11 protein-coding genes are annotated in these 14,633 nt (G+C 75.4%); 4 read left to right on the top strand and 7 right to left on the bottom strand.

Annotated features, from left to right (window positions below):
• Positions 1-260 precede the first annotated feature (260 nt).
• Positions 261-1,271, bottom strand: coding sequence for a LacI family DNA-binding transcriptional regulator (locus tag ACPCUX_RS11790; RefSeq protein ID WP_034652570.1), 1,011 nt, complete (start codon positions 1,269-1,271; stop codon positions 261-263).
• Positions 1,272-1,460: 189 nt separating this feature from the next.
• Between ACPCUX_RS11790 and map the strand changes: the two genes are divergently transcribed.
• Both map and ACPCUX_RS11780 read left to right on the top strand, forming a co-directional pair.
• Positions 1,461-2,252 carry a type I methionyl aminopeptidase gene (gene map, locus ACPCUX_RS11785; protein ID WP_021482979.1) on the top strand — a complete coding sequence of 264 codons (792 nt, stop codon included), beginning with the start codon at positions 1,461-1,463 and terminating at the stop codon, positions 2,250-2,252.
• A 233-nt stretch (positions 2,253-2,485) separates the two neighbouring features.
• Positions 2,486-3,502 (top strand): hypothetical protein, encoded by a 1,017-nt coding sequence (locus ACPCUX_RS11780; RefSeq protein ID WP_034652566.1) that lies wholly within the window; start codon positions 2,486-2,488, stop codon positions 3,500-3,502.
• Positions 3,503-3,546: 44 nt separating this feature from the next.
• Here the strand turns inward: ACPCUX_RS11780 and ACPCUX_RS11775 are convergent, their stop codons facing one another.
• Positions 3,547-4,377: an HAD family hydrolase gene (locus ACPCUX_RS11775; protein ID WP_255437965.1), complete on the bottom strand. Its 831-nt coding sequence runs from the start codon at positions 4,375-4,377 to the stop codon at positions 3,547-3,549.
• Entirely contained in the window at positions 4,374-5,657 is a 1,284-nt protein-coding gene (gene serS / locus ACPCUX_RS11770) for a serine--tRNA ligase (RefSeq protein WP_423388814.1), read from the bottom strand. Before serS ends, ACPCUX_RS11775 begins: the two co-directional genes overlap by 4 nt.
• A 138-nt stretch (positions 5,658-5,795) precedes the next feature.
• Here serS and ACPCUX_RS11765 point away from each other — a divergent pair, with 138 nt between their 5' ends.
• Positions 5,796-6,929 carry a diacylglycerol/lipid kinase family protein gene (locus ACPCUX_RS11765; RefSeq protein ID WP_396049490.1) on the top strand — a complete coding sequence of 378 codons (1,134 nt, stop codon included), beginning with the start codon at positions 5,796-5,798 and terminating at the stop codon, positions 6,927-6,929.
• Between the two features lie 60 nt (positions 6,930-6,989).
• Here the strand turns inward: ACPCUX_RS11765 and ACPCUX_RS11760 are convergent, their stop codons facing one another.
• Positions 6,990-7,556: a TetR family transcriptional regulator gene (locus ACPCUX_RS11760; RefSeq protein WP_222123557.1), complete on the bottom strand. Its 567-nt coding sequence runs from the start codon at positions 7,554-7,556 to the stop codon at positions 6,990-6,992.
• Positions 7,556-8,080: an FBP domain-containing protein gene (locus tag ACPCUX_RS11755; protein ID WP_085386688.1), complete on the bottom strand. Its 525-nt coding sequence runs from the start codon at positions 8,078-8,080 to the stop codon at positions 7,556-7,558. Before ACPCUX_RS11755 ends, ACPCUX_RS11760 begins: the two co-directional genes overlap by 1 nt.
• Before the next feature lie 171 nt (positions 8,081-8,251).
• On the opposite strand from ACPCUX_RS11755, the gene ACPCUX_RS11750 reads away from it, so the two are divergent.
• The gene (locus ACPCUX_RS11750; protein ID WP_423388813.1) at positions 8,252-12,913 is read left to right on the top strand and encodes a hypothetical protein; all 4,662 of its coding nucleotides are present in this window, start codon (positions 8,252-8,254) and stop codon (positions 12,911-12,913) included.
• A 4-nt stretch (positions 12,914-12,917) separates the two neighbouring features.
• Here the strand turns inward: ACPCUX_RS11750 and bsh are convergent, their stop codons facing one another.
• Positions 12,918-13,865, bottom strand: coding sequence for a choloylglycine hydrolase (bsh, locus tag ACPCUX_RS11745; protein WP_423388812.1), 948 nt, complete (start codon positions 13,863-13,865; stop codon positions 12,918-12,920).
• Positions 13,866-13,987: 122 nt separating this feature from the next.
• Positions 13,988-14,629 carry a GntR family transcriptional regulator gene (locus tag ACPCUX_RS11740; RefSeq protein ID WP_194521825.1) on the bottom strand — a complete coding sequence of 214 codons (642 nt, stop codon included), beginning with the start codon at positions 14,627-14,629 and terminating at the stop codon, positions 13,988-13,990.
• Between the last annotated feature and the right edge of the window lie 4 nt (positions 14,630-14,633).

Raw genomic sequence — 14,633 nt, 5'->3', positions numbered from 1 at the left:
CTCGTCGTGGGTCCGGACGTCGTCACCCCGGTCCGGTGAGGACCGGGCGCATCGCGACGTCGCGAGCGCGGGTGCGCTCTCGCCCTCCCACCATGCAAGCGGTTGCATGCCGCGGGTGCAAGCACAGCAGAGGTGAGTTTGCGTAACGATTCCGTCACGCGGGCCGGGTACGCGCTCTCTCGGGCCGCGTGCGGCTGGTCGCGCTCCCACACCGTGCTCGTGCCGAGGCGTCCCGGCGCGGGCCCGGGACGCGGGCGGGCCTACGCGCTCGGGGCGAGCGGCGCCGTCGAACCGCGCCGGACGAGCTCCGTCGGGTACGTCAGGCTCTCGGGGACGGGGGCACCGTTGATCATGTCGAGGAGCAGGAGCGCCGCGTCGAAGCCCTGCTGGTAGGCGTCCTGCGCGATCGTGGTCAGACCGACCAGCTCGCCGAGGTCGTGCCCGTCCACGCCCACGACGGACAGGTCCTCCGGCACGCGCAGGCCCAGGTCGCGCGCCGCGAGGATCGCCCCCATCGCCATCTCGTCCGACGCCGCGAACACCGCGGTCACGTCCGGACGGCGGCGCAGCAGCTCCGCGGTCGACTCGCGGCCGCCCGCGACGTCGAAGTCGCCGTTCACCTCGAGGTCCGGCTGCACGACGACGCCCGCCTCCTCGAGCGCGCGCACGTACCCCCGCGCGCGCTCCACGGGCGGGGACCACGACGACACCAGGTCCGGCACCCCGGTCACGTGCCCGATCACCCGGTGCCCGAGGTCCAGCAGGTGGCGCGTCGCCGCCCGCCCGGTCGCGACGTCGTCGAGCCGGACCGTGACCTGCTCCGCCGGCCCGGACCCCACGAACGCCAGCGGGCGCGCCAGCCCGACGAGCGAGCGCACCTCGTCGTCGTCCAGCGGCAGCCCGACGACGAGCGTCCCGTCCACGCGGTGGCGCAGCACGCTCGGGTCGACCCGCCGGCGCGACGACGTGCGACGGACGTCGAACGTGTAGAGCAGCACGTCGTAGCCGAGGTCGCGCAGGGCGCGCTCGGCGCCCTCGATGACGTTGGCGAAGAACCACCGGTTCACCCACGGGGTCAGCACGCCGATCGTCCGGGTCCGCCCCGTCGCCAGGGACGACGCCGACGGCGTGGGCACGTACCCGAGCCGCGCCGCCTCCGCGAGCACCCGCAGGCGCGTCGCCTCGGAGACGTTCGGCAGGCCGCGCAGGGCGCGCGAGACGGTCGCCGTGGACACCCCGGCGGCCTGGGCGACGTCGTCGATACCTGCCACGACGGGTGATGCTGCCACGCCGGGACGGAGCCTGGCGAGGCGCCGTGCCGCATCGTGAGCAGATCGATGCAAGCGCTTGCTCCCGCGGGGACCGATATCGTGGTCGGGCCCGCCCTCGGCACCGCTCGGCACGCCCGAGCCCGCCGCGCCGTCGTCGGGCACCACCACCTGCGAACCGGAAGGACCACGATGATCGAGCTGAGGACCCCGCGGGAGATCGAGCAGATGCGGCCCGCCGGACGGTTCGTCGCCGACGTCCTCACCACGGTGCGCGCCGCCACGAAGGTCGGGACGAACCTGCTCGAGCTCGACGAGGTCGCGCACCGGATGATCCGCGACCGCGGGGCCGAGTCCTGCTACATCGACTACCACCCGTCGTTCGGTGCGAGCCCCTTCGGCAAGGTGATCTGCACGTCCGTGAACGACGCCGTGCTGCACGGCCTGCCCCACGACTACGCGCTGCGCGACGGCGACCTGCTGAGCATCGACTTCGCCGCCTCCGTCGACGGGTGGGTCGCGGACTCGGCGCTGTCGTTCGTCGTCGGCACGCCGCGCGCGGGCGCGCTCGGCGAGGCGGACGCCCGGCTCATCCAGACGACCGAGCGCGCGCTCGAGGCGGGCATCGCCGCCGCGCAGCCGGGCAAGAAGGTCGGCGACATCTCCGCCGCCATCGCCGACGTCGCGCACGCCGCGGGCTACTCGGTGAACACCGACTTCGGCGGGCACGGCGTCGGCCGCACCATGCACGGCGAGCCCCACATCCCCAACGACGGCCGCCGCAAGCGCGGGTTCCCGCTCAAGCCGGGCCTCGTCATCGCGATCGAGCCCTGGTTCCTCGAGACCACCGACGAGATCTACACCGACCCCGACGGCTGGACCCTCCGCTCCGCCGACGGGTCGCGCGGCGCGCACAGCGAGCACACCGTCGCGATCACCGAGGACGGTCCCGTCGTGCTCACCGCGCGCGAGCCCCGCGACTGACCGTCCCCGAGGTAGAGCCGCGGTCCGCCGAGGTAGAGCCCCGGTCCGCCGAGGTAGAGCCGCGGTACCGCGGGTCGGCGGGCATCGTCACTGCGGGCGCCGAGCGACGTCCGAGCACCGCCAGACGTCGCTACCCGCCCCCTTCCGCCGCACCGTCCGGGACGCGCCTGACGCCGGGACGCGCCTGACGCCGTGGCGCCACGTTCCCGTCGTCGATCGAAGAGGATGCAGGGATGACGCACGACGCTCACGGACGCGACCTCGACCGAGGCTCCGGGGAGGCGCGGACCACGGTGGCCGGCCGCCCCCGCGACGCTCGGCGGCGGCGAGCCGCTGCCCGCCTCACCGGCGGTCTCGCCGTCTCCGTCGTGCTCGCCGGGTGCGCACCGGGCGCGGTCGACACCGACACCACCGAGAGCGTCACGGTGGTCGAGGACTTCTTCGCGAGCCTGGAGGCCGGGAGGGCGAGCGACGCCGCGGCGCTCACCACGATCGACCTCGACGAGGATCTCGTCGACGACGACTTCTACCGCGCCTCCGTGGCTCGGCCCACCGACGCGCGCGTGGTGGCGTCCTCCGGCTCGTCGGCCGGCGCGAGCGTGACGGTCGAGTTCACCCTCGACGGCGTCGACGGCGCCGTGCGCCTGGAGGTCCGGACGACCCGCGACGGCGACCGCACCACGATCAGCGACCTGGGCACCGCCGACACGATCGGTGCGGGTCAGCCGGTGTCCGGCACGCTGACGGTCAACGGCCAGGTCGAGTACCCGGCGGCGGAGCTCACTCCCGTCACGTTGCTCCCGGGTGCCTATGCCGTCGAGTACACCGACCCGACCGGTCTCCTCGAAGGGTTGCGCCGGGGCTCGTCGTTCACGGCCTACGTGCCCGACGTCGTCCGGGAGGACGGGGTCGTGGCCGAGGGCTTCGCGTTCACCCCGACCCTGCGGCCCGACGTCGAGCCGGGGGTGGAGGAAGCGGTCGAGGGACTGCGGGCCGCCTGCGAGGACGAAGGCCTCGCCGGTCCGTCCTGCCCGTCGGAGCTCGTCGAGAACGCGCGCGAGACCTCCCGAACGGAGTGGTTCGCCGAACCCGGGCCAGAGATCCGGTACGTCGACGGGGCGTACGAGGCGACGGCGGAGTACACCGTCCTGCTCTGGGACGACGGCGACCTGCCCGTCGAGGTGCGCGCCTCGTACACCGGGACCGTCGCACGCGACGCAGCGGGGAAGATCACCTTCACCCGACCCTGAGGCGTGCGGCCCCGGTCGGGCGCCTCTCCCCCGGCGCCCGGGCGCTACCGCGCGGGCAGGAGGCTCTGCAGGACGCGCGCCGCGCCGTCGTCCTCGATGGTGCCGGTCACCTCGTCGGCCGCCGCCTGCACGACGTCGTCCGCGTGGCCCATCGCGACGCCGCGGGCCGCCCAGCGGAGCATCTCGACGTCGTTGCGCCCGTCGCCGACGGCCACGGTCCGGTGCGGCTGGACGTGCAGGGTGCGACGCACGAGCTCCAGGCCGGTCGCCTTCGTGACGCCGAGGGGCGCGAGATCCATCCATGCCGTCCAGCCGACGGCGTACGTGACGTCGTCGAGGCCGAGCCGCTCCACGAGCTCGTGGAACTGCTCGCTCGTCGACCCCGGCGCCCGCACGACGACGCGCGTCACCTCGCCGGACCACAGCTCGTCGAACTCGACGACGCGATGCACGCCGTCGAGCTCGCCGTCGGGGAAGAGCTCGTTCATGCGGAACCCGACGCCGACGTCCTCGACGGCGTACCGCGCGTCGGGCAGGTGCTCGCGCAGGAGCCGCAGGGCCGGGCCCGGGTCGAACGTCACGACGTCCTCGAGGACGTACCCGTCGGGCTCGTCGGGGTCCAGCCGCGCGGTCACGGCGCCGTTGGACGCGACGACCCAGCCGCGGTCGATCCCGAGGATCTCCGCGACGGGCGTCATCGCGATGAGCGACCGGCCCGACGCGAGCACCACGTGGTGCCCCGCGGCGCGCAGGTCCGCGACGGCGTCGCGCACGTCCTCCGACAGCTCCTGGTCGTAGGACATGAGCGTGCCGTCGATGTCGAGCGCGACGAGCAGCGGCTCGGCCGCATCGGTGGTCTCCCGGGCGTCCGTCACGCCACCACCGGCTCGAGGACCTCGAGGCCGCCGAGGTACGGCCGCAGCCCCTCGGGCACGCGGACCGACCCGTCGGGCTGCTGGTGGTTCTCGAGGATCGCGACGATCCAGCGCGTCGTGCCGAGGGTGCCGTTCAGCGTGGCGACGGTCCGCGTCTCCGTCTTTCCGTCCGCCTCGACCCGCTCGCGGACGTTGAGGCGGCGCGCCTGGAACGTCGTGCAGTTCGACGTCGACGTGAGCTCCAGGTAGCGCTGCTGGGTGGGCAGCCACGCCTCGCAGTCGAACTTGCGCGCGGCGCTCGACCCGAGGTCGCCCGCCGCCGTGTCGATGACGCGGTACGGCAGGTCGACGAGGCGCAGCATCTGCTCCTCCCAGCCGAGCAGGCGCTGGTGCTCCGCGGCGGCGTCGGCCGGGTCGCAGTAGGAGAACATCTCGACCTTGTGGAACTGGTGCACGCGGATGATGCCGCGCACGTCCTTGCCGTGCGAGCCGGCCTCGCGCCGGTAGCACGCGCTCCACCCGGCGTAGCGCAGCGGGCCGGCCGACAGGTCGACGATCTCGTTCGCGTGGTAGCCCGCGAGCGCGACCTCGCTCGTGCCGACGAGGTAGAGGTCGTCCTTCTCGAGGCGGTAGATCTCGTCCGCGTGCGCGCCCAGGAACCCGGTGCCCTGCATGACCTCGGGCCGCACGAGGGTCGGCGTGATGACGGGCGTGAAGCCCGCCGCGACCGCCGTGTCCATCGCCGCGTTGAGCAGCGCGAGCTCGAGGCGCGCACCCACGCCCGTGAGGTAGTAGAACCGGGCGCCCGAGACCTTCGCGCCGCGCTCGGTGTCGATCGCGCGCAGGCCCTCGCCCAGCTCCAGGTGGTCGCGCGGCGTGAACCCCTCAGCCGCGAAGTCACGGATCGTGCCCTCCTCGCGCAGCACGACGTAGTCGTCCTCGCCCCCGGGAGGCGCCCCCTCGACGACGTTCGAGATGCGGAACAGCAGCCCGCGCAGCTCCTCCGCCGCGGCGTCCGCGTCGGCCTGCCGCGCCTTGACGTCGGCGGCGAGCTGCTTGGTGCGCGCGAGCAGCTCCTGCTTCTCCTCCCCCTGCGCCTGCGCGACCTGCTTGCCGAGGGACTTCTGCTCGGCGCGCAGGCTCTCGAACTCGCTCAGCGCGGCGCGGTGGCGCGCGTCGGCGTCGAGGGCGGCGTCCACCAGCGCGGGGTCGTCACCACGGGTGACCTGGCTGGCACGGACGATGTCGGGGTTGTCGCGCAGGAGGCGGAGGTCGATCACGCCAGCAGCCTAACGAACCCAGCGGCGCAGCGGTCGTGGTCCTCCCCAGGCGGAGGTCGATCACGCCAGCAGCCTCACGAAACCCGGCGGCGCAGCGGTCGTGGTCCTCCACAGCCACGACCCCGCTACGGTGTCGCCATGGCCTGGACCCTCTGGGTCGCGATCGCGGCGCTCGCCGTCGCCGTCGTGGCCCTCGTCGTCGCGCTGGGGCTGCGCGCCCAGCAGTCGCGCCTGCGGCGCGCGCACGGCGCGGACCTCCCCGTCGAGGAGACGCCCCCCGAGGACGACCCGCGCGAGCTCGTCGCGTTCGTCGCCAACCCGTCGAAGCCCGACGTCGTCGGCCTGGAGGCCGTGGTGCGCCGCGCCTTCGCCGACGCCGCGCTCCCGGACCCGCTGTGGTTCGAGACGACGGTCGCCGACCCGGGCGTCGGGCAGACCCGCGCCGCGCTCGCCCAGGGGGCGGACGTCGTCGTCGCCGTGGGCGGGGACGGCACGGTGCGCGCGGTCGCGGAGGGCATGGTCGGCAGCGGCCGCACGATGGGCCTCGTGCCCGTCGGCACCGGCAACCTCCTCGCGCGCAACCTCGACCTGCCGGTGGGCGACGCCCGCGCGGCGCTCGCCGTCGTCATCGCGGGGTCGGACCGCCCGATCGACGTCGGCTGGGTCACGGTCCTGCGGTACGCGGACCCCGCGGGCCCCGGGGACGTGGAGGGCACGACCCTCGACCCCGTCCGGGAACCCGGCAAGGAGCACATCTTCCTCGTCATCGCGGGCCTCGGGTTCGACGCCGCGATGGTCGCCGACGCGGACGACGAGCTCAAGGCGAAGGTCGGCTGGGTCGCCTACTTCGTCGCCGGGATCCGCCACCTGCACGGCCGGCGCATGCGGGCCCGCATCCAGCTCGACGACTCGCCGCCCGTCGACGCGCGGTTGCGCTCCCTCATGATCGGCAACTGCGGGCGGCTCCCCGGCGGCATCACGCTCCTGCCCGACGCCGTGATCGACGACGGCGTGCTCGACGTCGCCGCGGTCGACACGCGCGGCGGCGTCGTGGGGTGGGCGCAGCTCTTCGGCGAGGTCGTCATGCAGGGCCTCGGCGTGCGGAACGACCTGCCCGCCAAGATCGGGCGCATCGACCACGCGCGCGCCCGGCGGGTCCGGGTGCGCGTCGAGGAGGGCGAGCAGGCGCAGGTCGACGGCGACGTGCTGGGCCTCGCGGTCGAGATCGAGACGCGCGTCGACCCCGGTGCGCTGGTGGTGCGCACGGCCTGACGCGCGGCGGCGGGCGACGGGCCCGGTCCGCGGTCGGTGCCGCGCGGTCGGTCCACGAGGTCAGTCCGCGCGGGCCGTCTCCGCGTCGATCGCCGACCGCATGACGGCCGCCGGCGGGACGACCCGCTCCCCGCCGACGCGGGTGAGGCCCGCGAGGCCGACGCCGACCATGAGCAGGCGTCCCGCGGCCTCCCGACGTCGCGCGTCGCCGCGGTCGCCGAGGACGTCCGCCAGGACGTCGGTCAGGAGCCCGAGCGTCTCCACGTACGCCCGCGCGACGGCGGGCCGCAGCTGCGCGTGCGCCCCGGCCTCCGCCCACCGGGCGAGCGCCTGGCCGTCACCGTCGGGCCCGAGCAGGTCCTCGAAGAAGAGCTCGAGCGCGGCACGGGCGGAGCGGCCGCGGGCAGCCTCCTCGAAGGCGCCGATCTCGACGTCGGCGTACCGCCGCCACGCCTCGGCGACGAGCTCGTCGGTCGACGCGAAGTGGTGGTGGATCTGCCCCGGCGACCCGCCGAGCTCGTCGGCGACGACGCGCGCGGTGACGGCGCCGAGCCCGTCGCGGCGCACGACGGCCGCCGCTGCCGCGACGATGGAGTCCCGACGCTCCGCGCGCGGCAGGTAGGCCATCAACGACTCCTCGTCCGCGCCGTCGGGGCGCCGTCGGTCAGGGTGTGCAGGAACGCGACGGTACGCGCCCGCAGGCCCTCCCGACGAGTCCGCACGACCTCGTCGGGAGGGGGGTCGAGCGGACCGCCGGACCGGACGGTCCGGACGTTGCGGTGGCAGTCGAGGTCGGTGCACAGCAGGAGGCCCACGCTGCTGAGCCGCTTCCGCGGGTCGCGCGACGGCCGGTGCGCCGCGAACAGCGCGACCTCGTTGAAGCGCCGCGAGAAGCGGCACAGGGCGCACATCACGGCGCGCGAGCCGGCCTCGGCGTGGCTCGGGCTCTGGCGCAGGAGCGCCCCGACCGCGCGCCCGTCGACGTCCGCGACGAGGAACGCGCGGGAGGGCGCGCGCGGGTCGCGCCACCCGAGGTAGTCGAGCTCCTCCCAGCGCAGCGCGTCGAAGTGGCCGGGCAGGCGGACCTTCCCCTCCGCCGGGTCGACGTTGACGATCGCGGACCGCGCCTCGGCGCGGGTCAGCGCACGCACCGTCGCTCCTTCAACTTGTACATGGATACAATTTGTACACGCTCCCAAGTCTGCTCGTCCAGAAGATTGCGCGCAGCCCCCGTGGAGGCGGCGTGAGCGTCGCGCGCGGACCTGCGCCGACGCGGTCGGGCCGGTCGGGGGCGGCGCGTCGCGCCCCCGTAGGCTGGCCCGGTGACGTTCCCGGCCACCGCGCTCCCCCCTGCCCGCACCCAGCCCGTCCGCCGGGACCGGGGCCTCGGGCGGCGGACGGCGGCGCTCGCCACCGCCGTCGCGCTGCTGCTGACGTTCCTCGCGACGGCGGGCCCGGCGACGACCGCGGCAGCGGCGACGACCGGGGCGCCCCCGGCGGTCGCGTCGGGAGGCTCCGGCACCGCGGCCGGCGCCGCCGAGGCCACGAGCCCGCTCACCGCCGTGCCGACGCACGACCCGCGGCCCGTCGTCCTGGTCGCGGTGGCCGGCCTGTACTGGAGCGACGTCTCCCCCACCGCGACGCCCACGCTGTGGTCGATGATCCGGACGGGGTCCGTCGCGTCGCTCAACCTCGGGCGCACGGTCTGCACGACCGACGCGTGGCTCACGCTGTCGGCGGGGCGCATGGTCTCGGCCCAGACGGCGGAGCAGCCCGCGGAGCCGCTCCCCACCGACGCCGAGGAGCCGGCGAGCGGCTGCCTCCCCCTGCCCGTGCCCGCCGCCGCGACGACCGGCACCACCACGCCCGACGCACGCCCCGCGGACGTCCCCGGCTGGGCCGTCCTCACGGCGCCCGCCACGGAGGAGACGCCCGCGCAGGCGGCGCGGCACGACCCCGGTACCGCTGCGCTCCGGATCGCCGAGACGGGCGTCTGCACGACCGCCGTCGGGCCGGGTGCGGCGGTGATGCTCGCGGACGCCGTCGGGCACGTCGAGCGGTACACGCCCTCGCTCGCGGCGCTCCCCGACGGCGGCCTCGACGCGTGCGACGTGACGGTCGTCGACCAGGGCGAGATCGTCGACTCGGCCACCGGCCGCGGCGAGAGCCTCGACGAGCTCGACGAGGCGCTCGCCCGGGTCATGGACGAGGTCGATCGGGGCACGCGCGTCGTCGTGGCCGGCGTGTCCGCCGGACCGGTCGGCGAGACGGGGCTCCAGGTCGTCGTCGACTGGCGCAAGGGGCAGCCGACGAGCCGGTGGCTCCACTCGCCGAGCACGCAGAAGGACGGCATCGTCCAGCTCACCGACCTGACGGCGACCGTCGTGGAGTCGGCGGGCGGCAGCACCGAAGGCCTTGAGGGCGCCGCCCTGGAGCAGGGCGAGGTCCGTCGCATGGACGTGGCCCGGACGGTCGAGAACCGGCAGTACCTCAACGTCCTCACGAGCACCATCCCCACGCTCTACCCCGTGCTCGTGGGCCTCCTCGTCGCCACCCTGGTCCTCGCGCTCGGCGGCGTCCTGTGGGCGCGCCGCGCCGCCGTCCGCCGCGGGCGCGAGCCCGGCCCGGGGCCGCGCGGCCTGCGCGTGCTCTCCGCCGTGCTCATGGTCGTCGCGGCGGCTCCCGTCGCGGCGTCGCTCGCGAGCCTGTCCCGCTGGTGGGTGTGGAGCGCGCCCGCCCCGGCGCTCACGCTCGCGCTCGCGGTGAGCGCGGTCGTCGTCGCCCTCGTCGCGTGGGTCGTCTCACGCCTCCTTCCCCGGCGCCCCTGGGCGCTGCCGTCGGCCCTCGCCGGGGTGACGTGGCTCGTGCTCACCGTCGACGGCGCGACCGGCACGACGCTCCAGCAGGCCTCCCTGCTCGGGACGTCCGCCGTCGTGGGCTTCACGCGCTTCTACGGCTTCAACAACGTGACCTTCGCCGTGTACGCCGTCGCCGGCCTCGTGCTCGCGGGCGGGCTCGCGTCGGCCGCGACCGCCCGCGGACGACGCCGGCTCGCGGCCTGGTCCGTCGTCGCCGTCGGGGTGGTCACGGTCGTCATCGACGGCTGGCCCGCGTTCGGCGCCGACTTCGGCGGCATCCTCGCCCTCGTCCCCGCGTTCGCCGTCCTCGCGCTCCTCGTGGGCCGCATCCGCATCACGTGGCTGCGCGCGCTCGTCGTCGCGCTCGCGACGGTGCTCGTGGTCGTGGTCGTCGCGGTCGTCGACTGGCTGCTGCCGGGCGGGCGGTCCCACCTCGGCGGGTTCGTCCAGACCGTCGTGGACGGCGCCGCGCTCGACGTGATCGGCCGCAAGGCGCTCGGCGCGTGGGCGACCCTCGCGAACCCGCTCGGCGCGGTCGCCGCGGTGCTCGTGGTCCTCGTGGCCGTCGCCGTGCTGCGCCCCGAGCGCTTCCGCCTCCCGGAGGTCGCGCGGGCCTACGAGACCTGGCCGGTGCTGCGCCCGCTCGTCGTCGCGCTCGTCGTCGTCGCGGGCGTCGGCTCCGTCCTCAACGACTCGGGCGTCATCATCGCCGTCATGGTCGTGGTGGTCGCGACCGCGATGATCGTCCCGGGGTTCCTCGCGCGCCCCGCACCCCGGCAGACCGCGGGAGCCGTCCCCGAGCCGGGGATCCGGCGCATGCCGACGATGCTCGCGACGGTGGGGGGCGGGCTCCTGCTCGTCGTCCTCCTCGCCGCCACGGTGCTCGCCTCGACCGGGCTCCGACCGGCGGCCAGCGCCGCCCCGGCGGGCGGCGAGGCGTCGGTGACCCGCTCCGACGCGATCGCGACGGACCGGCCGGTCGTCGTCGTCGGGACCACGGGCGTCACGTGGAGCGACGTCACGTCGTCCGCCACCCCGAACCTCCACGCCCTGCTCACCGACGGCGCGGGAGCCGGCGGCGTCTCCCAGCCCACGGGCGCGGCGAGCCGCTGCACCGTCGGCGGCTGGCTCGCGCTCTCCGCCGGGCAGCTCGCCGAGGTCGCGACCGAGCGCGCGCCCGACGGCGCGTGGGCGTGCCCGACGGCGCAGCCCGCCCCCGACGGCGCGGACGGTGCGCAGGTCGAGGGCTGGGACGACCTGGTCGCGCTCCAGCGTGGCTCGGGCTACCAGGCGCGCCTCGGCGTCCTCGGCGACGCGCTCGCCGCGGCGGGCGCCGACGGCGCGGTGTGCGCGACGGCGGTAGGCCCCGGTGCGGCGGTCGCGCTCGCGGACTCCGCGGGCCAGGTCGCGCGCTACCGCGACCTCGCGGACGCGACCGCACCCGGCTCCGACGCGTTCGCGTGCCCCGTGACCGTCGTCGACGCGGGCGACGCGACCCCGCCGGTCGTCGACCCCGACCTCCCGGCGGACGAGCGCGCCACGCTGCGCAGCACCCTGCGCGCCGACCGCCTCACCGCGGTCGACGCGACCGTCGGTGCCGTGCTCGACGCCGCTCCGAGCGGCACGACCGTGCTCGTCGTGGACGTGGCCGGGACACCCGGTACGCGGCCCGCGCTCGGCACGACGCTCGTGCGCCCGTCGTCCGACGGCCCCGACCAGTCGCGCTACCTGACGAGCGCCGCCACCCGGACCGACGGCGTCGCGCGCGTGCTCGACGTCCCCGCGACGGTGCTCGACGCCGCGGGCGCCGCCACGCCGGCGCGGATCCAGGACACGCCGCTGGCCTGGGGCTCGCCGCGCCCGGCCGACGCGACGTCGACCGCCGACGCCCTCGCCGACCTCACGACCCGCGACCACGTGCGCCGCGCCGTCTACACCGCGTTCGTCGACGTGCCGCTCTACGCGGGGCTCGTGATCGCCGGGCTCTGCCTCCTGCTCGCGCCGCGCGCCGCGCGCGCGACGGGTGACCGTGCGCGCGCCCGCTGGGCCCGGGCGGCGCACTGGGCCCGCGGGTCCGCGCTCGTCGTCGCCGCGGTGCCCACCGCCGCCTTCCTCGTGTCGCTCACGGGCTGGTGGCGGTTCGGGAACCAGACGCTCGCGATCGTCGTCTCCACGGTCCTCGCGACGGCGGCCGTCGCCGGCCTGGGCGCGCTCGCGCCGCGTCGGCCGGTGTGGCTCGGGCCCGGGATCGTCGCGGGCATCACGTTCGCCGTGCTCACGCTCGACGCGCTCGTCGGCACCCCGCTCAACCGGGCCAGCCCGCTCGGCTCGGCACCCACCTTCGGCGCCCGCTTCTACGGGTTCGGGAACCCGACGTTCTCCGTGTACGCGGTCGCGGCGCTCGTCGTCGCCGCGGCGCTCGCGCAGTGGCTCGTCGCACGCGGCCACCGGTACGCCGCCGCCGCGACGGTGGGGGTCATCGGCCTCGTGACGATGGTCGTGGACGTGTGGCCGACGCTCGGCGCCGACCTCGGCGGCGGCCTCGTCGTCGTGCCCGCGTTCGCGGTGCTGGGACTCGCCGCCTCGGGCGCGCGCGTCACGTGGCGCCGCTTCCTGCTCGTCGCCACGGCGGGCGTCGCGCTCGTCGCCGCTGTCGGCGTGCTCGACTGGCTGCGCCCGGCCGACGAGCGCTCGCACCTGGGCCGGTTCGTCGGGCAGGTCGTCGACGGGTCGGCGTGGGAGACGCTGCTGCGCAAGGCGGGCTACGCGGCACGGTCCGTGCTCGGCGGGGTGCCGGTGTGGCTGACGATCGCCGTGCTCGTCGCGGCCGCGCTGCTGCTGTTCTGGCCCCGACGCTTCACGCCGCGCTGGTTCGCGCGGACGGAGGCCGCCTGGCCGCTCGTGCGCCCGACCCTGCTGGCCCTGTGGATCGTGGCCGTCGCGGGCTCCCTCGTCAACGACTTCGGCGTGCGGATCGCGCTCATCGCGCTCATCCCGGCGGTGCCGCTGCTCACCGTCGCCGCGCTCCACGCGGCGGACGCCGGCGACCGCGACGGCGAGCGCGAGGATCCGGACGAGCGCGCCGGGGCGGGCTCCGCGTCGCGAGTCGAGAGCGCCGCGTCGTGACGCGCTAGACGAGCACGAGCTCCGTGCCGCCCGTGGCGTGGTCACCGAGGGCGACGCTCCGGATCGCCGGGTCCTCGTAGGTGTTCCAGTAGTACGTCGAGGTGCGGGACGAGAAGAGCCCGGTGTACACCGTGATCTCGAACTCGCCCGACCCCATCGCGGCGCAGCCGTCGACCATCGCGACCTGCTGCAGCGTGTGGAAGGCGCGGCTGACGTTCTCCTCCTCGGTGCCCTTCGTCGGGTAGTGGGAGTTGACGTACGCGGCCCGGACGAACCGGGACGGCGAGTAGTAGTCGCCGGGGACGCCGCGCATGTGCGAGCCCGAGCCGAACGGGGCGAGGTGGGCCCGGCCCACGACCGTGTCCTCGGGGAAGTCGGGCGAGACGTTGAGGTAGTTGCGCAGGTTCTCGTGGTGCCAGTCGAACCCGGGCTGGTTCGTGAGCACGTCGACGTCGTCCTGGAACACGTGCAGGCCGTCCGCCGTGTGCTCGAGCACGATCGCGCGCTGCGCGTCGGCGACGATCCAGTGCAGCATCGAGCTGGGGTACTTCTCGTTGATGGGCCGGTCGACGACCACCACGTCCGCGAGGGCCGCCTCGACCTCGTCCACGCTCGCGAACTGCGCGCACACCCACAGCGGGAGCTCGAACGCGGCGACGTTGACCGCGCCGTCGACCGGTCCGGGCGCGTAGGCCGCGTAGCCCGGGAAGTTGAGCCCCGCGACGGCCAGGCCCGCGTCGTTGCCGCAGTCGAAGTAGAGCGGGGTGTCCTCCTCCACGATGCCCATGCCGATGACCGCGTGCTCGATCGAGCGCACGGCACCGAACGGCGAGCGCGGCGCGTAGCCCGTGGGCGTCACCACGACCTGCTGCCCGTACCCGCTCGTCCAGTCGAGGTTGCGTGCCAGGTACACGCTGTCCTGGTCGTCCGAGAACCTGATCCCTGTGCACATCGCGCTGCCCCCGTCGTCGTCGGCACGGCACGCGGGACCGCGCGCCGCCGGGTCACGACGTCGTGCCCCGTCCTCCCATGGTGCGTCCGGGCACCGATCGGGGCCACCGGCCGGGGCGCGCCTCAGGGCTGCAGGTAGACGGCGATGTGCTCCTCGACCGCCCGCTCCGCGCGGTCCGGGTCGCCTGACCGCAGCGACGCGAGCAGCTCCCGGTGCTGCTCGACGACGGCGTGCGGGTCCTCGTGGTGCGGCGCGTCGCGGACGAAGTACGCGCGGACGCGCGGCTGGATGAGCCGCCAGATCTGCAGCGACTGCGTGTGGCTCGCGGCGGCGATCACCGCCTCGTGGAACTCGAGGTCGAGGTCGGCGAGGCGACGGGCGTCGAGCGGGTCCGCCGCGCGCTCCATCGCCGCCACCGTGCGGTCGAGCGCGTCGAGGAGCGCGGGGTCCTGCGCGCGCGCCGCCGAGCGGAAAGCGACCTTCTCGATGACGGTCCGCACCGGGACGAGGATCTCGGCGATCTCCTCCTGGGAGATGTCCACCACGACGGCGCCGCGGTACGGGTGGGAGACGACGAGCCCTTCCTGCTCGAGCACCATGATCGCCTCGCGCACCGGGCCGCGGCTGATGCCGTAGGCGGCGGAGAGGTCGCGCTCGACGAGGCGGTCCCCGGCGGCCAGGTCGCCGGAGGCGATGCGTTCGCGCAGGTGGCGCAGGACCCAGTCGCGCCGGGACTCGGGCGGCGATGCGGGCAGGACGGGCACGACG

This window comes from Cellulosimicrobium sp. AB352 (assembly GCF_049538415.1).
GTDB classification, from domain to species: domain Bacteria; phylum Actinomycetota; class Actinomycetes; order Actinomycetales; family Cellulomonadaceae; genus Cellulosimicrobium; species Cellulosimicrobium funkei.
This window is presented reverse-complemented; position numbering and strand designations above follow the sequence as displayed.